A 20,280-nucleotide genomic window follows, 5' to 3' on the forward strand; every position below is an offset into this window, starting at 1 on the left:
ATTCGTGCTACGTCGGCCTTCTTTCCAACGCATGGTGGATTCCTCCTCCGGAAAAACTGTGGGAAAAAGCGTGGGTCGTGAGAGGAGGAATATACGCACGACGCACGGAAAGGAGCTACCTCGCCCCGTTCATGTCCAGAGCAATCGCATGCTCTTCAAACGGGAGCATCTCCCGGTATGGGAGAATGGGGGTATGGGAGGTGTTGCGGTAAAAAATGCCCCCATGCACGCAAACTCCCCCTACGCTTCTCACGGCCACGGCGGCGGGAATGCGATTGCCCACTACGTTCATGTCTCAGCCGGCAGCTCGCTGGCGCGAAGGATGGGCAGGGTGTCGTCAGCAGACTGGCTCCCGTCGCCGGCATGCGCTTCGGGCGGATGGAGCGTGTCGTCGCCCTCGTTGCCGGCCTCCTCGGCGGGGGCTTCGGGTTCCGGCTCGGGCTCGGGCGGCGGGGGTGGAGGCGGAATGATCATGGTAATTTCCTTGTTGATCGCTCCGTTTTCGGCCAGAAGCTGGATGCGCTCGCGCAGACTCGGCGTCACCTCCTGACCGCGTGCGACGAGCAGGTGGCCGGCCGTCGAGACGACGTCGGTCGCGAAGATCATCCCGATCTGGACATACCGGGCCTCGATCCTTCACCTCCTCCTGGCTCTACCGCATGATTCCGCTTGTTCTGGATGAACGCCGCCAGAATCTGCAGGTCGTAGGAGGTCTTGTTTTTAGCAGGACCTTGATCGCCGGCTCCAGAAATCCTTCCTGCGAATAGATCCGGTCGAAGTCGTGCACGATCTTCAGCATGCGCGAGCCGACCGGAAGCCGGTCGCCCGCCATGTCTTCCGTCGGGTACCCCCGGCCGTCGTAGCCTTTGTTCTGATACCGCAAAATGGCCCGGACTTCCTCGATGCGCGGGATGTGCGCCAGCAGCGACTCCGCCACCTCGGGCATCTTGTCCACCAGCGCCGCCTCCTCGGCCGTCAACACGGCGCCCTTGTACACCTTTTCCATCAACTCGGGCGTCAACGATACCGAGCCGATCTGCGAGAGCATCGCGGCCATCTCGATGGGCCATTTGTCTGCCCCTTCGAGATCCACGAGGCCGAGCAGCTCCTGGATTTCCTGCCGGGCGCGGACCGCCTTGCCGAAGGCGGTCGGGTTGGTCAGCGACAGGATGTCGACGAGCATCCTGATGCTGCCCTGGAGGGTTTCTTCGAGCAGGATGCGCTGATTCGTGACCAGTTCGTATTGCTTGCGCGCGGCTTCGAGCGTCTGGCCGAGAGTGCCGAGGGAGCAGGGCTTGTTGAGGAAACGAAAAATGTTGCCTTCGTTGATCGCGCTGATCGCGTCGCTGAGGCCGGCCTGGCCGGTCAGCAGGATGCGGATCGTGTCGGGCGACTTGATCCGGATCGTCCGCAGCAGTTCGACGCCGTTCATCTGCGGCATCTTCATATCCGAAATCACGATCGGAAACGGTCCCCGGGACTGGAAGAGCGCCAGGGCTTCCGCGCCGCTGTTGGCCGTGAACACGTTGTATTGACGCCGGAAGTGCCGTGAGATCGCGTCGAGGAGGTTCTGTTCGTCGTCGACGAACAGCACCGAAAAAGCGTCGGGGTTAAAGATCACGAGAGGTCACCTCCGATTTCGTGTCCGATCATCGGGCGTTTGGGCGATGGCGTGGCTCCGGCGGGAGCGCAGGGCATCGACGTGTTCTCGGCTGGGCCAGCGGAAAGGGGCGCATGTACCCGGTGAGTATCGCCTGCAACCGGCGGCACCTATAGCGCGAGGTGGGTTGCGGAGGGACAAAAAAAGGGGGAGGCGGCGAACCGCGCTCCCCCGTTCTCGATCACCGAATGCGGGAATTCGGCGCGTCAAGACGTGGTGTTATTTGAGGAAGGTCATGAGGTTGGTGAACGATCCCGCCGGCGTGTCGAGCCGGTACAGGTACGAACCGCTGGGCAGGTCGGCGCCTTCGAACGCGGCGGTATGCTGGCCGGCTTCGAGGGTGCCATCGACCAGGACGCGCACTTCACGGCCGAGCATGTCGTAGACGCTCAGGCGAACGCGGGCGGTCTCGGGCAGGGAGAAGCGGATCGTCGTGGTCGGGTTGAAGGGGTTCGGATAGTTGCCGTCGACCGAGAAGGTTGCCGGCAGGGCCGCGATGGCGGGGGCGTCTGCCGTCGCGGAGGGAGCGGCCTCGCCCTGCGGCCGTTCCTGTTTGTGCTTGCGTTCGACAGCGCAGGCCGACGGCCCCATCAGGCCGGTGTTGAAGGCTTCCAGGTCGTCCTTGAAGCCCTCGCCGCCATCCCAGCGGCGCTGGTTGTTGCCGATGGTGCCGTGCGAGGCCAGCCACGCGTCGGCCGAGGCCATGGCGTCCGCCACGAGCGATCCGTCGGCGCCCGTCGCGATGTTCAGGTGCGCGGCGATGAGCTGCTCGGCGAGGATGATCGACTTGTCGCCGCGGGGGTTCTTGACCATCAGGTCGAGCATCGTGCGTTTGCCGTACGTGATGCCACCGAGCGTGAGCTGGCGGAATGGCCATTCGTCGGGATGCTTCTTCCAGTAGGCCATGGTAAAGGTGCATCCGCCAAGGGCAGGCGCCGGCGGGGTGAATACGATGTTGTCGAGGCCGCCCGAGCCCTGATGGGTCATGACGACGCGCACGACATTGGCCGTCCCGATGCCGGCCGCACCCGTGAGGACGACGGCGACGCCGTTATTGCCGGTGACGGGGGTCGTGAAGACGCCCACGAGCGCGCCCTGTCCGTCGTACAGTTCCACATTCTCCAGCTCGTTGCTCTCGCGATCGATGATCGTGAACGAATGGAGGGTGACGGGGGCGGGGAAGGTGAAGGTGATCGTGGAGGCGCCGCCTTCGTCGTCGGGGTCGATCACGCCGGCGAGCCCTTCAGCGATCGGCTCGATCTCGCGCGGGTACTCATGCACGATGAGGACGTTGCCGAGCGCCGTGCTGTTGGCGTAGGGCGCGCGGCCACCTTCAAAGCCCTGGCCGGGGCCGCCATACTTCGCGTTCGGGCTGCCGAGGTCGGGGTCGCTGCCGGTGCATCCGCCCGTGCAGTTCGAGTCGAATAGGACGGCGGCGTTGGCGTCGGGCGTGTTGGTCAGATTGGAGCCGAAAACCAACACCGGTCCGAAGCCGCCGTCGGCCCGTACGGAATCGACGACCTGGCCCCGGGTGAGGTTCTCGAAGGTTATGGTTTGCACCTGGCCCATCGCCCGGCCGGCGGTGAGGCTCATAAAGAGAACGATCGCGGCAGGCAGGAGATGGATAAAGCGGTTACGCGCGGCGCAGGCGGTCCGGTTGGAAAACGCAATACGCATGGGTTTGATACCGTTGAGGGGCGGGAGACCCGCCAATGGGAGGGTGGTGGTGGGATGACGTAAATAACAAAAAGCGCCGGCCCGCCCGATACGAAAACCGGCGCATCGGGGCGGTGTCTTCGATGGATTCTGGATCCTCCGATGCGCTGGATCGACCCGGAAACGAGCGATTGATCGGATGGCGCTTTTGGATCGCCGTGGAGGAACGAATAAGCGCCCGCTTTGCCGGGGAGTGGGCCTGGCGCGTCCTTTTTCGAGCCTGTATTTGGCTATACCAATCGGATGCGTATTTTAGCGCCTGCTATCGGCAGTGGCCGCCCCGGTTGCGTTCGCGATCAGGCCGGTCGACGCCTCGATGGCGCCGGCGCCCACCCGCCGGGCTCGAACCCATCCCGATCGACGTATCCACGGTCGGTCGAACGCGTTATCTCGCCTCGCATCCATTCTGATGAAAATATCCCCGATCATCACCAGCACGCTGCTCACGCTGGTCGTCATCTGGTTTCTTGCCCTCTACGGGGGAGGACCCCTGAGCGATTGCAAGATGGGGATCATGCGCTTCCCCTATATTCTGGGCATCGTGCCCCCGATAGCCGGCGTGCTCACCCTGCCGATCTTCTTCGTTATGAGCCTGTGCGACCGGTTCGGCATCCACAACGCCGTGGGCCGCACCGCCATCGCGCTCGTCCTCCAGCTGCCGATCACGTTCCTGATTTCCGTCCTCGTCACGCCGATCGACGACGGGATGATGTGGCGATGTGTATTTAATATGCCCTGATTTTTCCCACCATCCTCCGAGAACCGACATGGCGAAACTGGAAGTCGTCGAATACAGCGCGGAGTGGAATCCCGTCCACAATACAGGGATGATCCATGCTGTCTTCTCGAATGGACAGCATGCCGAATTGCCGATCGACTCGACCGAAGAGTTTATCGCCGTGATGATGATGCTGGAAAAGGCGCCCGTCTTCCTGGACACCCGGACGATGGATCTCGCCTGCGCCCAGCGAAGCACGGGGCGCTGAGGCCGCGAAGGCGCGCTCGGGGCGGGGATTTTGGATGAGGTAGACCGCCGTTCGCCCGGCGCCATGAATGCGGCGATCCCGGCGGTACGGGGCACTTCTTTTTACGCCGTATGCGATTAGGGGCTGGCCAGACCCTGCGTGTAGGAAACCGTGTGGCACATCGCTTGTAAGCGTTGTGCTTTTTCCCACGTATCGGCGCGCTCAGCGACAGGCACCCTAATCGGGTATGCGATCCTCGCCCTGTCATGCGCCGGCATATCCCCCGAGGTACGGCTCTATGCTCAGTCATTCAAACGGCTCCTTGAAGGCGTCGGCGCTGCTCGTCTTCAGCCTCTTTCTCTTTTCCTCGCCCGCGAGCGCACAGGTGCGACTCGGCATTCTGGGCGGCGGTAATTTCGCGGCGCTTAACGACATCTCCGCCGGCGACGCGCTTGTCAACTTCGACAACACCACCGGCTACCACATCGGGGCGTTCGTCGATATCGGCTTCGGCGCGCTCGGCGTCCGGCCAGCGGTCTACTATCTGGATGCCGGTCCGCTCTTCCAGGGCGCCGGTTTTCTTGAAAAGGACGACTTCAACATGGTCTATGTCAGCGTCCCCGTCGACCTGCGGTTTTCGCTCGGCGCCGGTCCGGTCAAACCGTATTTCCTTGCCGGCCCGGAAGTGCGTATCCTCACGTCCGCACAGGATGCGCCGCCCGAACTCGAGGACCAGCTCAGCAATCTGGTCGTCAATGCCGGCCTCGGCCTGGGCCTCGAAGTGAACGTGCCGGGATTCGGAATTACGCTGTACCCGCAAATTCGGTACAGTTTTGGTCTTTCGGATCTGGTCGATCGCACCTACGAGATCAACGACGTAACGATATCGACCGATGGCGGGCAGCGACCCAATATGTGGCTCCTGAGTCTCGGAATCGGTTTCTAAATGCGATCTGGTGCGATCGGTATCTGGCCGCGGGAAGAGCGGCGGTTCCGCCAGGGCCGCTCTTCCCGCGATCCGAGCCCCCACCGTTCGGATCCGTCCATCGCACGCAGGGATGACGACCATCACCCGTAACCGGCCCAACTTCTTTATCGTCGGCGCGCCGAAATGCGGCACGACCTCGCTGTACGAATACCTTCGTCAGCATGGGGAGGTGTACATGGCGCACGACAGCCGGCAGTACTGGCGATCGAAGGAGCCCTATTTCTTTTGCCGCGAGCTGATTGCGCGGGATGGGCTGGGGGTGAACAGCGAAGAAGACTATCTCGCCCTCTTCGCGGACGCGCAGGGCGCCACGCGCATCGGTGAATCGTCGGCGCTGTATCTCTATTCCGAACAGGCGGCCGAGCGCATCAAGGCCTTCGCGCCCGATGCGCGGCTCATCATCATGGTGCGGCAGCCCGTGCGCATGATGCTCTCCTGGCATCGGGACTGCGTGCGGTGGGGGCACGAGAATATCCTGGATTTCCGGGACGCCGTCCAGGCGGAGCCGGAGCGCCTCGCGGGCCATCGCCTGCCGCCGGCGTCGGGCTATCCGGCCTGTCTCCAGTATACCCGGATCGCGACCTTTACGCCCCAGATCGAACGGTTCATCGATGCATTCGGGGAGGATGCGGTCAAGATCTGTCTGCTGGAGGATCTCTCCCTCGACCCCTCCGGCACCTTTCAGGATATCGCGCGCTTCCTCGGTATCGACCCATCCTTCGAGCCGGCGTACGAGGTGCACAACGAGCAGGTCGTGTTGAGCGAAGCGCAGATCATGCGCCACCGCATGATGAACTGGGCGAGGCAGCATGCCGCGTGGGCGCGTCCGATTCAGCGGGTGCTGCCGTTTCGCGTCGATCGGGTGTTGTCCGGCGTGCTCGGGCGCGTCGCCCGGAATCCCGTCGCCTTACCGGTCGACACCCCGTTTCTGTCGCAGTTGCAGCGCCAGTTTATCCCGGAAATCGACCGCCTCGGCGCGTTGATCGGGCGGGATCTGGGGCACTGGAAAACGATGTTCTGACGCGTCAGGCCGGCGACAGCGCGTGGGCGACCAGCGGCAAACGGATCATGGCCGTCGTGCCTGCCCCCGGGGCGCTTTCGTAGGCGATGCTGCCGTCGTAAATCGACGCCAGCATCTGCGCGATCGTGAGGCCGAGGCCCAGACCCTGCTGCTCGTTTTGCTCGCGCCCGAATTGCATAAACGCCCCCAGCAGGTTCAACTGCTCGTGCGACATGCCCTTGCCGGCGTCCTGGATCGTGATCCAGTACTGCCCCTTGACGACGCGTCCGGTAAGCCGCACGGGCGAGCCGGGTTGCGAGAACTTGAACGCGTTGCTGAGGATCTCGTCGATGAGCTTGAACAGGTATTGCTGGGATATGGCCACTTCCGCTTCCTCGACATCGACCACGAGGTCGTCGTTGCGTAGCTGGGTCAGCGCGTGGGCCAGACCGAGCTGGGAGAGGGTGCCTTCGACCATGGTCGACGACCCGTCGCGGAAGGCGCGTCGGGTATCGGGGTCTCCGTTGACCATCTGGAGCTGGGCGTAGAGCGCGTAGTTCTCCGAACAGGTCTTGAGCCGTTCGCCGGAATGGTAGATGTCGGTCAGCATCTCGTCGATCTCCTCGTCCGCGAGGTCGCGCCATTCGTCGCGCAGCAACTGGGCGTACCCGAGGATGGCCACGAGCGGCGTACGGAGTTCGTGGGGAAGTACCTTTTGCAGCCGGCCGCGGAGCGAATCGATCGCCTCCTCCCGCTTCTGCAATTCAAGGGCGCGCTTCTCCAGCCGCGCCTCGACGGCCGAGAGCAGCTCGTCCTCGTTGAACGGCTTGGTCAGGTAGTCGTCCGCCCCCAGGTTCATCCCCGACCGGAAATCGTGCTTCTCCGAGAGCGCGGTCAGAAAAATGAACGGGGTCGTCGCCAGCGCCTCCTCGGCGCGGATGGCCGCCAGCATATCGTGGCCGGACATGAGCGGCATCATGACGTCGCTGATGATCAGATCGGGCCGGTGCGCCAGGGCGAGGTCCAATCCCTGCTGGCCGTTTTCCGCCGAAAGAATGGTGTAGCCTTCCAGTTCCAGCAGGTCACCCAGGTTTTCGCGCAGGTGGAGCTCGTCTTCTACAATCAGGATAACGCTCATAATCGGCTAACAGGCTACCTCGTTCGCAGCGGTCGCGAGCGGGATGGTAAACGTGAACGTAGTGCCCTGATTTTCCATCGAGGCTACGTTGATCGTGCCGGCGAGGCGGTCGATCGCCCCCTTGACGATGGCCAGTCCAAGCCCCGTACCCTGCCGCGTGCCGACATTGCCGGCCCGGTGGAAGGCTTCGAACAGGTGCGTGATCTCATGCTCCGGCACCCCGATGCCCTGGTCGGCGATGCACACGGTGAGGACGTCTTTTTCCACACGGGAATGGATGTCTATCGGGCGTTCCGGGTGCGAGGAGTATTTCAGGGCATTGTTGATCAGGTTGTTCATGATCAGCCGGAACAGCTTCCTGTCGATCATGAATTCCTGGCCGTCGATGTTGCCGCGTGTGGTGATCTGGAGGTGGTCGTACGCGAGCGATACCTCTTCGACGATGTTTTCGATGAAGGTGTCGGCCGGACGGGCTCCAGCCTGATCGGCCAGTCCGTCGACTGCGATTCGCTCAGCAAGGAGATCTTCAAGGAGCTGGATCATGTTGGTGACCCCATTCTCGATCCGGCCGGAGGTACTTGATCGTTTTTTCCGGCTCGTTCTGGTAGACCCGCTTGATCAATTGCGCCGAGGAGCGGATCATCGAGAGGGGGGTGCGGAATTCGTGCGACGCCTGGGCGACGAAGCGCGATTTCATCTCGCCGAGCTTGCGCTCCTTGTCCAGCGCCTCGCGCAGCGCCTGTTCGGCCTCCTTGCGCTGGGTGATATCGCGCAGATACGCGGTGAAGAGCCGGCGGTTGTTCTCGAGGAGGATCGGCGAAATGGCCAGTTCCACCGGAAATTCCGTGTTATCGTGCCGGAGCGCGGAGATTTCGATGCGCCGGCCGAGCACGGGCCCTTCGCCGGTGCGCATGTAATGCTCCATGCCCCGGGTGTGCGCGTCCCTGAAATGATGCGGGATGATGAGGTCGGTCAGCACGCGGCCGAGCACCTCATGCCGGGAAAAGCCGAACGTGCGCTCCGCCGCCGTATTGAACTCGATGATCCGCGCCTCCTCGTCGATCGTGATGATGCAGTCGAACGCCGCATCGAGGATGGCCGATTTCAGCGCCTCGCTGTCGCGCAGCGCCTGGGATTTCTTGACCTGGTTGGTGATCTCCGAGAGAAACACCGACAGCTCGTTCTCGACGCTCAGGATGCGCACGCGGAGCCAGACGTGCCAGGTCTCGAAAAACTGTTCGAACTCAAGGTCGAGGTGTTCCGCGTGCGCCTTGACCAGTTTGTCGTGCAGGACGCTCTGGATGAGTTCGGGGAAGGTGCTCCAGATCGATTTCCCTTCGAGCGCGCCGCGGTCGAGCTTGAGCAGTTTCTCGGCCTGGGCGTTGACGTGGCGAAACCGGAAATCCCGGTCGAGCACAAAAAATGCATCCGACATGCCGTCCAGGATGACCCTCGGATCTTCGTAGAGGGCGTGCACCTTGTCGCCGTGCTGGACGCGATCCCGCCGCCGGGCCAGCTCGTGGTTGACCAGTTCGGCGAATTCCCGGAGCGTCTCGACCTGCGCCGGCGTCAGCGTCCGTGGCCGGCTGTCGCAGACGCAGAGCGTTCCGAGCGCGTACCCTTCGGGCGAGATCAGCGGCATGCCGGCGTAGAACCGGATGAACGGCTCGCCCGTCACCAACGGGTTGTCCATAAACCGGGGATCCGCCGACGCATCCTCGATGATCGTCGGCTCGGCCTCCAGGATGGCGTGCGCGCAAAATGCGATGTCGCGCCCTGTACCTCGGACGCCCAGTCCGCATCGGGCCTTGAACTGCTGGGTTTCGGCGCCGACGATGGAGATCAGGGCGATCGGAACGTCGAACACGGTGCGCACCAGCTCGACGATGCGGTTGTATTCCGCCTCCGGTTCGGTATCCAGGATGGCATAACGATCGAGCGCCAGCAGGCGTTCATGCTCGTTCGAAGGAACCGGGAAAACGTTGGACATACCAGCGGGGATGGCTCGAAGAGAAAGGGATCGCGGCGCGGTGAGAGTCTGGATGTCGCGAGTATCGGCCGAAAGGCGGGCGAATTAATGGGGGGCGTGGAGGAAGGGATGCGGGATGGGGGGTGAAGGGATGAGGGACGCAGGATGCAGGATGCGGGATGCAGGAGGGCGGTGAAGGAATACCGGTGTACGCGGTATGTTTGATCGCTGATTGCGTATCCGGGCGCATCGCCCAGTGGATGATCGATGCGTGAGGGCGCAGGCGCTCCGCGATCGAGCCCCGGGGCGGCGTAAAAGATGGGGGGCCGGGTGGTGGTCTTATTCCGGTGCTATCCGCTATATTCTGGCCACCCAAAAAATGCTACGTTCATCGTTTGTACCTGTGCCGGCATGACCAAACCCACACCGCGATCACGCCTCGTTCAGTATCAGCAGGTTGATGCATCCTATCTCGAAAACCGGCGGCTGGAAAAGCACGCCGGCGTCGGGCTGTTGTGGGCCATGGGCGTCGGGGCCGTTATTTCGGGCGACTACTTCGGCTGGAACTACGGCCTGGTGTCGGGCGGCTTCTGGGGGCTGGCGATCGCGACGGTGCTGATGGCGATCATGTACGTCTGCATGGTCTACAGCATCGCCGAGTTGTCCGCCGCGCTGCCGCACGCGGGCGGATTTTACTCCTTCACCCGCAGCGCGCTCGGGCCGTTCGGCGGCTTTGTGTGCGGCGTGACCGACACCATCGAATACGTGATCACGCCGGCGGTGATCGTGGTGGGGATCGGCGGGTACATGAACACCCTCATTCCGGGCATTCCACCGTACGCCTGGTGGTTTATTTCGTACCTCGTTTTTGTCCTGATCAACATCCGCGGCGTCGGGCTGACCCTGAAGGTGGGCCTGGTGATCACGATGCTCGCCATCGCGGTGTTGCTGCTGTTTTATGCGAGCACGCTGTTCACGGGGGCGTTCGACTGGCAGCTGCTGTTCAACATCGAGCCCAGTCCGGGCCACACCGCGGACGGGTTGCCGCACGGCTGGGGGGGCGTGTTCGCCGCGCTGCCGTTTGCGATCTGGTTTTACCTCGCCATCGAGCAGCTGCCGCTTGCGGCGGAGGAGACGCACGACGTGGTCAATGTCATGCCGCGCGCGCTCATCCTGGGCATCCTCACGCTGCTCGTGCTTTCTCTCTTTACGCTGGTGCTGAACAGCGGCGTGGGCGGTGGGGCGGCGGCGATCGGCGCGTCGGAAGCGCCGCTCGAGGAGGGCTTCCGCGCCGTGTTCGGGGGCGGCGCCACCACGACGCTGCTGACGGTGATCGCCCTGACCGGCCTCGTCGCCAGCTTCCATACGATCATCTATGCGTACGGCCGGGTGCTTTTTGCGCTCTCGCGTGCCGGCTACTTCCCCCGCTGGATCTCGGTGACCAGCAAAAACAAGACGCCTCATGTGGCGCTGATCCTGGGGGGCGTGATCGGGCTCGCCGGCGCGGTGGTCATCCATCTGCAGGAGGGCGGGGCGGTCGGCGCCGCCCTGCTGAACATGGCCGTCTTCGGCGCCGTCATTTCGTACGCGCTGGTGATGGTGAGCTACATCAAGCTCAAGATCGTGAACCCCGACCTCCCCCGTCCTTATGTGAGCCCGCTGGGCATCGGGGGCGCCGTGGTCGGCGTCGTGCTGGCGCTGGTCGCCCTCGCCGCCTGCCTGGCGGTGCCGGACTATCGGCCGGGCGTGTGGGGCACCGCCATCTTCCTCGGTATCGCCATCATCTATTTCCTCGTCTACAGCCGTCACCGCCTCGTGGCGCAGGCCCCTGAAGAGGAAGTGGCCCTCATGGCCGAGGCGCAGGATGAGCTGGCCCACAAGTGAACGCGAGGCGCTGTGCGCGTTGACGTGACCCTCGGCCCGGCCGTGCAGGCCGCGCGAACGTGTCTGACGACATCCGCACCGGTAAACTGTTTGTCCCATAAAGCCATCTACCCCATGTCTACCCTTCCCGGGATGTTGACGCCCGATTCGCTCCAGACGCTCGTTGAAGCCGGTGAAATCGACACCGTCTTGCTGGTTTTCACCGACCACTACGGCCGGTTCATGGGTAAACGGTTCGATGCGGACTTCTTCATCGAAGACGGTCTCGCCCATGGCACCCACGCGTGCGATTACCTCCTGACCGTCGATATGGAGATGGAGCCCGTTCCCGGTTATGCCTATTCCAACTGGGAACGCGGGTATGGTGATTTTCATCTGGTGCCGGACCTGTCCACCCTGCGCGTGGCCACCTGGCTGGATCGGACGGCGATGGTCGTATGCGACGTGCACAACGAGGCGTCGCACGCGCTCGTCGACGTGGCTCCGCGGTCGATGCTGCGCCGGCAAATGGACCGCATCGCCGAGCGGGGCTTCACGGCCATGGCCGGCTCGGAACTCGAATATTACATCTTCGAAAACTCCTATCGCGAGGCGCACGAGCTGGGCTATGCCGGCCTGACCCCGATGGGCTGGTACATCGAGGACTACCACGCCCTGCAGGGGGCCCGCGAGGAGGTGTTCACGGCGGCCGCGCGCCGGCATCTGAAACAGTCCGGCATACCGGTCGAGAACTCGAAAGGCGAATGGGGGCTCGGGCAGCACGAGATCAACGTGCGCTACGCCGAGATCCTCACCATGTCGGACCGGCATGTGATCTTCAAACAATGCCTCAAGGAAGTGGCGGATGCGCTCGGGTTCAGCGTCACCTTCATGGCCAAACCCGCCGCCGACCAGGCCGGATCGAGCTGCCATATTCACCTGAGCCTGTGGGATGACGGCGCCAACGCCTTCGACGGCGATGAACGACTCGGCCCCGTCTCCTGCTCGCCGGTGTTTCGCTGGTTTCTCGGGGGATGGATGGCGCACGTGCCCGAACTGATGGCCTTTTATGCCCCGACGGTAAACTCCTATAAACGCTATCAGTCCGGCTCCTGGGCGCCCACCCGGCTCGCATGGAGCCACGACAACCGCACCGCCGGTTTCCGCGTCGTCGGGCGCGGCAAGAGCCTGCGCATCGAGTGCCGCATCCCGGGGGCCGATTGCAACCCGTATCTCGCCTATACCGCGGCGCTGGCGTCGGGGCTGGACGGCATCGCCAACCAGATCGAACCGCCGCCCATGTTCGACGGCGACATCTACCATGCCGGCCACATCCAGGCCCTCCCGAAAACCCTCCGCGAAGCAACGGCTTCCTTCGCGAACAGCCCCTTCGGCCGGCAGGCGCTCGGCGACGCCGTGGTCGATCACTACACCCACTTTTTTACGGTAGAGCAGGATATGTACGACAAAGCCGTGACCGACTGGGAGCGGAAGCGTTACTTTGAACGGATTTGAGCAGGTTTGCAGGTTGCAGGTTGCAGGTTTGCAGGTTGCAGGTTTGCGGCACTCCCATTCACTTTCCAATTTCCCATTTTTAATTTCCCATGCGTCTCAAAGACAATGTTGCCCTGATAACGGGCGCCGGGAGCGGCATCGGCCGCGAGACGGCGCTGTTGTTTGCCCGCGAGGGCGCTCGTGTGCTGGCCGTCGATATCAATGAAGAACCGGGGCACGAAACGGTGCGTCTGGTCGAGGCCGCCGGCGGCGAGGCGAAGTTTATGCGCGCGGACGTGTCCCGCGCAGCGGATTGCGAGGCCATGGTGGCCGCGGCGGAGAAGGCGTTTGGCAAGCTGACCGTGCTCTTCAACAACGCCGGCATCATGCACAGCCAGGACGACGACGCGGTATCCACCGAGGAGGCGATCTGGGACCTGACGATGAACGTCAACGTCAAGAGCGTTTTTCTGGGCTGCAAATACGGGATCCCCGCGTTGCGGCGTGCCGGCGGGGGCTCGATCATCAATACGGCCTCCTTTGTGGCCCTGCTCGGGGCCGCCACGCCGCAGATCGCCTACACGGCCAGCAAGGGCGCCGTCCTTTCGATGACGCGCGAACTGGCGGTGATTCATGCGCGTGAACGCATCCGCGTCAATGCGCTCTGCCCGGGTCCGCTCCGCACCGAACTGCTCATGAAATTCCTCAACACGGAGGAGAAGAAGCAGCGCCGGCTCGTGCATATCCCCATGGGCCGCTTCGGCGAAGCCGGCGAAATGGCCCAGGCCGCCCTGTATCTGGCTTCCGGCGAGTCGTCGTACGTCACCGGCACCGCCTTTACCGTCGACGGCGGCATCACGGCGGCCTATGTGACGCCGGAGTGAAGGGGACGGCGGGACGTTCGATCCCGCATCCCGCATCCCGCATCCATCAACCCCAGCATGTAGTGTATGGCTTCTTCTTTTGAGGGACTCGCGATCGGCGCGGGCCGGCAGGCTTCGGTAGACGGCTTGACCCGCACGGTCATGAACCCGGCCACGGGCAAGGCGGTGGCCGACGTGGCGGAGGCATCGCCGGCGGACGTCGATGTCGCGGTCAAGCAGGCGCACGCCGCGTTCATGCACCCGGGCTGGCGACGCATGTCGTCCCGCGACCGCGGCCGGTTGCTGATGCGGCTTTCCGTGCTGATCCGGGAACGCACGGAGACGCTGGCGCAGGCCGAAAGCCTCAGCGCCGGCAAGCCGATCGCGGCGGCGCGGGGCGAGATGGGCGCGGTGGCCAACACGTTTGAGTATTACGCTGGCGCGGTGAACAAGGTGTTCGGGCAGACGGTCCCGGTGGCGGCGAACGGCACCGGGATGACGTTTCGCGAGCCGCTCGGTGTCTGCGTCGCCATCGTGCCGTGGAATTTCCCGCTCATCATCGCCGGCTGGAAGATTGCGCCGGCGCTGGCGATGGGCAACACGGTGATCGTCAAGCCGGCGGAGGCGACGCCGTTGAGCGCGCTGCTGCTGGCCGACCTGGCGCTGGAGGCGGGATTCCCGGAAGGCGTGCTCCAGGTGCTGCCCGGGCAGGGACCGGTGGCCGGCGACGCGCTCGTCAGCCATCCGCTGGTGCGCAAGGTGTCGTTCACGGGATCGACGCGGGTGGGCGAGCACGTGATGCAGCGGGCGGCGCAGGGCACGAAACGCGTGTCGCTCGAAATGGGCGGCAAGTCGGCCAGCATCGTCTTCGCCGACGCCGACCTCGATGCGTGCATCCCGTCGTCCGTCTACGCCGTGTACGACAACACCGGGCAGGATTGCTGTGCCCGGAGCCGCATCCTCGTCGAGCGCCCGGTGTTCGACCGGTTCGTGGAGCGCTTCGTGGAGCGCACCCGCGCGCTGAACGTCGGCCCGACGGACGACCCGGCGACGGAGCTGGGGCCGCTGATCTCGGCCGCGCAGCGCGAGCGTGTCGTGGGCTACATGGAAGCCGGCCTCTTCGAGGGGGCCGAGCAACTCTGCGGCGGCGAAATCCCGTTTCAGGATGGCTTTTACCTCACGCCGGCCGTCTTCGTCAAGGTGGAAGCGGGCATGCGCATCATGCAGGAAGAAATCTTCGGTCCGGTCGTCGGCATCATGCCCTTCGATACGGAGGAGGAGGCGGTGCGCATCGCGAACGACAGCCAGTACGGGCTCTCGGGGTCGCTGTGGACACGCGACGTCGGGCGCGCGCTGCGCGTCGCGCGGGCGCTGGAGACGGGCATGCTTTCGATCAACAGCAGTTCGAGCGTGCACATCGAGATGCCCTTCGGCGGGGTCAAACAAAGCGGTCTAGGGCGCGAGCAGGGCATGGCCGCGCTGGAGCACTACAGTGAATACAAATCGATCTTCATCGCCAACGACTGAGCGGTCCTGACGGCCATTGGATTCATAGCACTCGCCGTTGCGGCCGTCGCGCTCCTGCTTCGGGCGGAGTTCGGCCAGCGCGTCGCCGGCATCCGCGTATGGAAGCTGGTCGCGGCCTCGGCGTACATCGGGTACGCACTGGCCGGCGGCGGGCTGGAATCGACCTACGGCCGGCTGATACTCCTCGCGCTCGGGCTGTCCTGGATCGGCGATGGGGCGCTGCTGTTCGATCGCCGGCGGGCGTTTTTCCTGGCCGGCCTCGGGGCGTTTCTGGTGGCGCATCTGTGTTTCATCGCCGCGCTCCGCCTGTACGGGCAGGACACCGTCGTCTTTCTGTGGACCTATGCGCTGCTTGGCTTTCCAACCCACGCGCTGATCTGGCTGGGCTGGCTGGGACCGCACGTGCCGGCCGGGATGCGCATCCCCGTGCAGCTCTACCTGCTGACGATCCTCGTGATGGTGTCCGCCGCGCTGGCCGTTTCCTGGATGCATGGCGCGCCCGTGTTCGCCGTTGCCGCGGTGTTTTTTGCGGTGTCGGACATCGCCGTCGCCCGCCAGCAGTTCGTGGAGCCGAGCACCGAAAACAAGCTCTGGGGGATTCCGCTGTATTTCGCCGCGCAGATGCTGTTTGCCTCGACGGTAGGACAGGCCGGGCGCCCGGCTACGCCTGCCGGCGCAGGGCTGCTCGATGGCCTCGGCGCCGGCACCGCGTGGACGCTCGATGCGCAGCAACCGCTCTCCTTCGATGCCGGCCATCCACAAGGATTCGCCCGGGCGGACGGCGCGCTGTTTCTGTCGACGGTGCGGGTAACGCAGCGCCCGGCGCGCCTCGATCCGCCGGCGGACGGGTTCGACCGGACCCCCGGCGAGGGGTCAGGCTGGATCTATCGCCTCTCGCCGGGCGGAGCGCCGATCGACAGCGTCCGGGTAGGGGAAGGGACGGTGTATCATCCGGGCGGCATCGACTACGACGGGCGTCACCTCTGGGTGCCGGTCGCCGAATACCGTCCGGCGTCCTCGAGCATCGTCTATCGCGTCGATCCGGTCACGCTGCGGCCCGAGGAGGTCTTTCGCTATCCCGATCATCTCGGGGGCGTCGTGGTGGATACCGAATCGGATACGCTCTACGCCGTCAGCTGGGGGTCGCGCCGGATCTACGCGTGGCCGATCGAAAATGGGCGCATCGACGCCGGCGCCGGCGTCGGGCGGACCCATCACGGGCACTACATCGACTATCAGGATTGCCAGTTCGCCGGCGCCGGCACGGCGCTGTGCGGCGGGGTGAACACCCTGGCGGGCCCCTCCGGACCGGTCAAGCTGGGCGGCATCGAGCACGTCGACCTGCGGACGGGGCGGCCGCTCCATACGGTGCCCCTGGCATTATACACCGCATCGGGGACGCCGGCGACGCAGAACCCGGTGCAGATCGATGCGGACGGTGGGGGCGTGCAACTCATCGCCCTGCCGGAGGATGGGCAGGGAACGATCTACGTCTACCGGGCCCGCGGGGGCGACCGGTAGACGTACCCGTTCAGCGTCCATCCGCACTCCCGCTCCGGTCTCAGCCGCCCATCGACGCGCTGGCATCCGGCGCGGCCAATTCCCATCCGGGTCGGTATTCGCGACGCAGCAGCTTGTTGGCTTCGGGGATGTTGGTGATTTCCATCCGGGCGGGGTCCCACTGAATACGCCGGCTCATGCGGAGCGCGATGTTGCCCAGGCAGGTCGACTCGGCAAGCTGCTGCACGTTCTGGAAGCTGCCGGCCGATTCACGCCCTTCGCGTATCGCCGCCACCCATTCTTCCGTCCCGTCGAGCACCTCCATCTCTTCCTGCGGGAAGACGCCGGCCATCGCCTTCATGCGGCTCTCGGGGAGCAGCGTGAACTTCCGGCAATGGTAGTCGCCCAGGATCTTGCCGTATTCGCCGACGAGCATCATCCCTTCCCGGGTGAACTCCATGCCGGCGTCGTACATCTCTTCGGGCATCCGCGGCGTGATGCCGCCCTCGTACCAGTACACGTCCAGATCCTGGTGCCGGAAGTGGACCGTGCCTCCGTTCGGGAACGCCACTTCGGATCGGCGCCACTGGCTCTGGTTGCCGACGATCACCGCGCCCGAACTCGAATGCCCCTCGACGGTGATGGGTGGACCCGGGTTGAGCATCCGGTAGATCCGCCACAGGCTGTAGTTGCCCATGTCGCCCAGGCATCCGCTGCCGTAATCCCACCAGCCGCGGAAGAGGGCGTGGGTGTAATTCAGGTTGTAGGGGCGGTCGGGGACGGGCCCCTGCCAGAGCGCCCAGTTGAGCCCTTTCGGGATTTTTTGTTCGGGTAGATAATCCATCCACCCCTGGGGCCACACCGGTCTGTTGGTCCAGTTGTGGACTTCCTTGACCTTGCCGATCACGCCGGCATCCAGCCAGCGTTTGAGGTTGTACCAGTCGGCGTCGTTCTGATAGGCCATCTGGTGGGTGACAAGCCCGGTGCGCCGCGCCGTGTCGGCGGCCAGACGCACCTCGTGCAGGGCGTTCGACAGCGTCTTGTGGGTGATGGCGTGTTTGCCGTGGTTCATCGCGGCGATGGTGACCGTGGCGTGGAGGTGCTCGGGCGTCATGCAGATGACCGCGTCGATGCCGTCTTCCTTGTCGAGCAGCTCGCGGAAATCCTCGTAGGTGCGAACGCCTTTGAAGTCGTTCATGCCGCGCACCTTCTTGTAGTACGTGTCGATGATCTCGCGGCCGGCCTCGCGGCCCGCGCGCACCCCTTTCTCCGATCCCCACCGCGGCTCGTCGAGAAACTTCCGCACGCGGTCGCGCAGGCCGTTCTGGCTCCAGTCCCGGTAGTCGTCCGAATCCTTGTTCGGGTCGGCGAGGGCGACAAACTGGAGGTTGTCGTTCTTCAGCCAGGTGCTCATCAGCATGCTGAACGCCTGGGTGCCGGATCCGACGAGCGCGACGTTGATCTTGTCGCTTGGCGCGATGCGGTTCGGCGCTCCGCGCACGTAGGAGGGCACGATGGAAAAGGCCGCCGAGGCCGCCGTGGCTGCCGTGATGAACTGGCGGCGGTTGAGGGTTCGTTCGGGTTGCATGATATACCTCCGTAGCTGGGCACTGGGGATGGGGCGGGACGTTCTGCCTCTACCGATCGATAGGCCAGTGTAGCATTTCATCACCAGTTATGCATCCCGGAAGGGCTTTTTTAGTCAAAAAAATCGCGTCACCGCCGGCCGGCGAGGCCGCGACCGGCCGCTCCCGGCGCTGCGATCCCGAATGAAACATCGAGCCGGGCTTTTCGCTAGACGGTACCATCGCTCCGCATCACGACCATTCCTGCTAAAACAACATGATTCGATTCCTGCACGTCCGCATGCTCCTGCTGGTCCTCGCCGCCACGCTGCTGGCCGGGCCGGCATGGGCGCAATCGTCCGTCCGCCCCAGCGATCTGGACGGCACCTGGCGCCTCGTGTTCGATCTGAAAGGCGAAGGGGAAAGCGCCGGCGAACGCATGCTGCTCAACGCCGTGGACGGTTTCCTCGCCGAAATCGACATCCGCTTCGAGTTTCGGAAGGATGGCGAGCTCAAGGTCGTCACCACGGCCTTCGATGAAGACGAGCCCGACATCGACTACAGCACCTGGGCGATCAACGACGACGGTCAGTTGCAGCTCGGCGACACGGGTATGCTCGATAGCGAAGATACCGTATGGCTGCGGGAGGGGCGCCGGCTGGTGGCCTTCGCCTACCAGGATCAGGGCCGGCTCGAGCGAAAGGATGGCATTTATTTGACGCGAGTGCGAGATTAAGCGCGGTCTGACGCCGCTTTCCGACCGCGTCGTATCCTGAATGAATTCGGGATGCGGCGTCGTGCCGGGGCTCAGCATCCTCTGGGATAACCCGTATCGTCGTTCGGAGACGGCCCGGGCCATCCCGTCGATTCGAAACCGCAAACGTGTTCGGTGCCCATGAACCTTTTTCGAAGCCGGCAGGAGGTGTCGAGGCTGGAAGCGTTCAGCGACGGCGTGTTCGCGTTCTCGGCGACCCTGCTCGTGGTCTCGCTGGAAGTGCCCACCACGTTTCCGGAGCTCGTCTCCGAGCTGAAGGGATTTGTCGCCTTCGGCATCAGCTTCGCCGCGCTGGTTTTCATCTGGAGCGTCCACAACGCTTTTTTCCGGCGCTTTGCGATCAGCGACAAGGTCACGACGCTGCTGAACGCATGCCTGCTCTTCGTCGTCCTTTTTTATGTGTATCCGCTGAAGTTCATGGCGGATCTGATCGCGATGCTCTTCGGAATGGGGGAGGGGCGTCCCGGGATTTCCAGTTTTGACGAGCTAGCCACACTCTTCCTGCTCTACAGTGCCGGGTTCGTCGCGATCTTTCTGAGCGTGGCCTGCATGTACCTCCACGTCTACCGCAAGGGCGACGAATTACCGGGGTTCTCCGAAGGCCGGCGTCAGGAGGCGCTTTTTTACAGTAGGCACTACGCGATTCTGGCCGGCGTGGGCGTGTTATCGATGGGCGTGGCCCTCAGTGGGGTGGGCATTCAGATCGGCCTTCCCGGGTTTGTGTACATGCTGCTCGGACCGCTGTGCTACTGGCACGCGCGCGCATCTTCGTTCGATGAATCGATGCTGCAGGAAGAGCGCGGGACGGCCGGCGACTAGACGTCGTTGCGCTGTCCATAAGGGACGATCTCGCCATCCTCGACATACCGGCGCAGGAGACGCAGGTAGAGCCCCCAGCAGTAGGAGGACGTCCGGAAGTGCGCGTTGGCCTCGCGCCAGTTGCGATGGTAAAACGCCACCCGGGTGTCGCCGCTGCCCGGTATCAGGGTGAAGCCGACGACGGTGCCGAGCCAGTCGGCATCGGCCCGGGTCATCTCCCAGGCGATCGCGAGGCCGGGCTCGTAGATGCGGACGACGCCTTCCCATGCGTAGTTCGGCCCGAAGCCGAACTGGTACCTCGCGCCCGGTGCCGGCGTGCCGGCGGCGTCGAGGGTCCACCAGCTGTCCAGCCCCAGGGGCGTCGAGATGGCGTCGAAGACCCGGTCGGAATCCGACAGAATGGTCAGATCGTGCAGGATGTCAGGCATGGCACATCGT

At 64.0% G+C, this 20,280-nt stretch carries 19 protein-coding genes; 11 read left to right on the plus strand and 8 right to left on the minus strand.

The window, feature by feature from the left end:
* Window positions 1-288: 288 nt before the first annotated feature.
* From R2834_22595 to R2834_22605, 3 genes are all read right to left on the minus strand, one after another.
* Window positions 289-606 carry a hypothetical protein gene (locus R2834_22595; GenBank protein MEZ4703134.1) on the minus strand — a complete coding sequence of 106 codons (318 nt, stop codon included), beginning with the start codon at window positions 604-606 and terminating at the stop codon, window positions 289-291.
* Between the two features lie 46 nt (window positions 607-652).
* Complete coding sequence (locus tag R2834_22600; protein MEZ4703135.1) at window positions 653-1,621, minus strand: response regulator; 969 nt, start codon at window positions 1,619-1,621, stop codon at window positions 653-655.
* Between the two features lie 258 nt (window positions 1,622-1,879).
* Window positions 1,880-3,337, minus strand: coding sequence for a T9SS type A sorting domain-containing protein (locus R2834_22605; GenBank protein ID MEZ4703136.1), 1,458 nt, complete (start codon window positions 3,335-3,337; stop codon window positions 1,880-1,882).
* Window positions 3,338-3,785: 448 nt separating this feature from the next.
* On the opposite strand from R2834_22605, the gene R2834_22610 reads away from it, so the two are divergent.
* From R2834_22610 to R2834_22625, 4 genes are all read left to right on the plus strand, one after another.
* On the plus strand, window positions 3,786-4,115 hold the full coding sequence (locus R2834_22610) for a hypothetical protein (GenBank protein MEZ4703137.1): 330 nt from the start codon (window positions 3,786-3,788) through the stop codon (window positions 4,113-4,115).
* 28 nt (window positions 4,116-4,143) lie between these two features.
* A complete protein-coding gene (locus tag R2834_22615) occupies window positions 4,144-4,362 on the plus strand; it encodes a hypothetical protein (GenBank protein MEZ4703138.1) in 219 nt (72 codons plus the stop codon).
* Window positions 4,363-4,639: 277 nt separating this feature from the next.
* A complete protein-coding gene (locus tag R2834_22620) occupies window positions 4,640-5,287 on the plus strand; it encodes a porin family protein (protein ID MEZ4703139.1) in 648 nt (215 codons plus the stop codon).
* 112 nt (window positions 5,288-5,399) lie between these two features.
* On the plus strand, window positions 5,400-6,350 hold the full coding sequence (locus R2834_22625; GenBank protein MEZ4703140.1) for a sulfotransferase: 951 nt from the start codon (window positions 5,400-5,402) through the stop codon (window positions 6,348-6,350).
* 4 nt (window positions 6,351-6,354) lie between these two features.
* Here R2834_22625 and R2834_22630 read toward each other — a convergent pair whose 3' ends face one another.
* Genes R2834_22630 through R2834_22640 form a run of 3 tightly spaced genes read right to left on the minus strand, consistent with a single transcriptional unit; the run spans window position 6,355 to window position 9,457 of the window.
* Window positions 6,355-7,467, minus strand: a complete 1,113-nt coding sequence (locus R2834_22630; GenBank protein MEZ4703141.1) for a response regulator — start codon at window positions 7,465-7,467, stop codon at window positions 6,355-6,357.
* Window positions 7,468-7,473: 6 nt separating this feature from the next.
* Window positions 7,474-8,010: an ATP-binding protein gene (locus R2834_22635; protein MEZ4703142.1), complete on the minus strand. Its 537-nt coding sequence runs from the start codon at window positions 8,008-8,010 to the stop codon at window positions 7,474-7,476.
* Window positions 7,994-9,457, minus strand: coding sequence for a PAS domain S-box protein (locus tag R2834_22640; GenBank protein MEZ4703143.1), 1,464 nt, complete (start codon window positions 9,455-9,457; stop codon window positions 7,994-7,996). The genes R2834_22635 and R2834_22640 overlap by 17 nt, the downstream gene beginning before the upstream one ends.
* Window positions 9,458-9,847: 390 nt before the next feature.
* On the opposite strand from R2834_22640, the gene eat reads away from it, so the two are divergent.
* The 5 genes from eat to R2834_22665 all read left to right on the plus strand — a co-directional run bounded on the left by eat (window position 9,848) and on the right by R2834_22665 (window position 16,704).
* The gene (gene eat, locus R2834_22645; GenBank protein MEZ4703144.1) at window positions 9,848-11,320 is read left to right on the plus strand and encodes an ethanolamine permease; all 1,473 of its coding nucleotides are present in this window, start codon (window positions 9,848-9,850) and stop codon (window positions 11,318-11,320) included.
* Between the two features lie 114 nt (window positions 11,321-11,434).
* On the plus strand, window positions 11,435-12,814 hold the full coding sequence (locus tag R2834_22650) for a glutamine synthetase family protein (GenBank protein MEZ4703145.1): 1,380 nt from the start codon (window positions 11,435-11,437) through the stop codon (window positions 12,812-12,814).
* Window positions 12,815-12,903: 89 nt separating this feature from the next.
* Window positions 12,904-13,677: a glucose 1-dehydrogenase gene (locus R2834_22655; protein MEZ4703146.1), complete on the plus strand. Its 774-nt coding sequence runs from the start codon at window positions 12,904-12,906 to the stop codon at window positions 13,675-13,677.
* Window positions 13,678-13,743: 66 nt separating this feature from the next.
* On the plus strand, window positions 13,744-15,183 hold the full coding sequence (locus R2834_22660) for an aldehyde dehydrogenase family protein (GenBank protein MEZ4703147.1): 1,440 nt from the start codon (window positions 13,744-13,746) through the stop codon (window positions 15,181-15,183).
* 153 nt (window positions 15,184-15,336) lie between these two features.
* Window positions 15,337-16,704 carry a DUF6454 family protein gene (locus R2834_22665; GenBank protein MEZ4703148.1) on the plus strand — a complete coding sequence of 456 codons (1,368 nt, stop codon included), beginning with the start codon at window positions 15,337-15,339 and terminating at the stop codon, window positions 16,702-16,704.
* A 40-nt stretch (window positions 16,705-16,744) separates the two neighbouring features.
* Here the strand turns inward: R2834_22665 and R2834_22670 are convergent, their stop codons facing one another.
* Window positions 16,745-18,271, minus strand: coding sequence for a Gfo/Idh/MocA family oxidoreductase (locus R2834_22670; protein ID MEZ4703149.1), 1,527 nt, complete (start codon window positions 18,269-18,271; stop codon window positions 16,745-16,747).
* Between the two features lie 254 nt (window positions 18,272-18,525).
* Between R2834_22670 and R2834_22675 the strand changes: the two genes are divergently transcribed.
* Together R2834_22675 and R2834_22680 are read left to right on the plus strand one after the other, a co-directional pair.
* Window positions 18,526-18,984, plus strand: coding sequence for a hypothetical protein (locus R2834_22675; protein ID MEZ4703150.1), 459 nt, complete (start codon window positions 18,526-18,528; stop codon window positions 18,982-18,984).
* 159 nt (window positions 18,985-19,143) lie between these two features.
* Window positions 19,144-19,842 (plus strand): TMEM175 family protein, encoded by a 699-nt coding sequence (locus R2834_22680; protein MEZ4703151.1) that lies wholly within the window; start codon window positions 19,144-19,146, stop codon window positions 19,840-19,842.
* Here R2834_22680 and R2834_22685 read toward each other — a convergent pair.
* Window positions 19,839-20,270: an SRPBCC domain-containing protein gene (locus R2834_22685; protein ID MEZ4703152.1), complete on the minus strand. Its 432-nt coding sequence runs from the start codon at window positions 20,268-20,270 to the stop codon at window positions 19,839-19,841. The genes R2834_22680 and R2834_22685 overlap by 4 nt on opposite strands.
* Between the last annotated feature and the right edge of the window lie 10 nt (window positions 20,271-20,280).

The organism is Rhodothermales bacterium (assembly GCA_041391505.1).
Classification (GTDB): domain Bacteria; phylum Bacteroidota; class Rhodothermia; order Rhodothermales; family JAHQVL01; genus JAWKNW01.

Excerpts from the sequence above, each read along its gene's own strand:
- R2834_22685 (MEZ4703152.1), bottom strand. The coding sequence starts at position 20,270 with ATGCCTGACATCCTGCACGATCTGACCATTCTGTCGGATTCCGACCGG.
- R2834_22635 (MEZ4703142.1), bottom strand. The coding sequence starts at position 8,010 with ATGATCCAGCTCCTTGAAGATCTCCTTGCTGAGCGAATCGCAGTCGAC.
- R2834_22680 (MEZ4703151.1), top strand. The coding sequence starts at position 19,144 with ATGAACCTTTTTCGAAGCCGGCAGGAGGTGTCGAGGCTGGAAGCGTTC.
- R2834_22670 (MEZ4703149.1), bottom strand. The coding sequence starts at position 18,271 with ATGCAACCCGAACGAACCCTCAACCGCCGCCAGTTCATCACGGCAGCC.
- R2834_22630 (MEZ4703141.1), bottom strand. The coding sequence starts at position 7,467 with ATGAGCGTTATCCTGATTGTAGAAGACGAGCTCCACCTGCGCGAAAAC.
- R2834_22605 (MEZ4703136.1), bottom strand. The coding sequence starts at position 3,337 with ATGCGTATTGCGTTTTCCAACCGGACCGCCTGCGCCGCGCGTAACCGC.
- R2834_22675 (MEZ4703150.1), top strand. The coding sequence starts at position 18,526 with ATGATTCGATTCCTGCACGTCCGCATGCTCCTGCTGGTCCTCGCCGCC.
- R2834_22610 (MEZ4703137.1), top strand. The coding sequence starts at position 3,786 with ATGAAAATATCCCCGATCATCACCAGCACGCTGCTCACGCTGGTCGTC.
- R2834_22655 (MEZ4703146.1), top strand. The coding sequence starts at position 12,904 with ATGCGTCTCAAAGACAATGTTGCCCTGATAACGGGCGCCGGGAGCGGC.
- eat (MEZ4703144.1), top strand. The coding sequence starts at position 9,848 with ATGACCAAACCCACACCGCGATCACGCCTCGTTCAGTATCAGCAGGTT.
- R2834_22615 (MEZ4703138.1), top strand. The coding sequence starts at position 4,144 with ATGGCGAAACTGGAAGTCGTCGAATACAGCGCGGAGTGGAATCCCGTC.
- R2834_22625 (MEZ4703140.1), top strand. The coding sequence starts at position 5,400 with ATGACGACCATCACCCGTAACCGGCCCAACTTCTTTATCGTCGGCGCG.
- R2834_22595 (MEZ4703134.1), bottom strand. The coding sequence starts at position 606 with ATGATCTTCGCGACCGACGTCGTCTCGACGGCCGGCCACCTGCTCGTC.
- R2834_22640 (MEZ4703143.1), bottom strand. The coding sequence starts at position 9,457 with ATGTCCAACGTTTTCCCGGTTCCTTCGAACGAGCATGAACGCCTGCTG.
- R2834_22660 (MEZ4703147.1), top strand. The coding sequence starts at position 13,744 with ATGGCTTCTTCTTTTGAGGGACTCGCGATCGGCGCGGGCCGGCAGGCT.
- R2834_22620 (MEZ4703139.1), top strand. The coding sequence starts at position 4,640 with ATGCTCAGTCATTCAAACGGCTCCTTGAAGGCGTCGGCGCTGCTCGTC.
- R2834_22650 (MEZ4703145.1), top strand. The coding sequence starts at position 11,435 with ATGTCTACCCTTCCCGGGATGTTGACGCCCGATTCGCTCCAGACGCTC.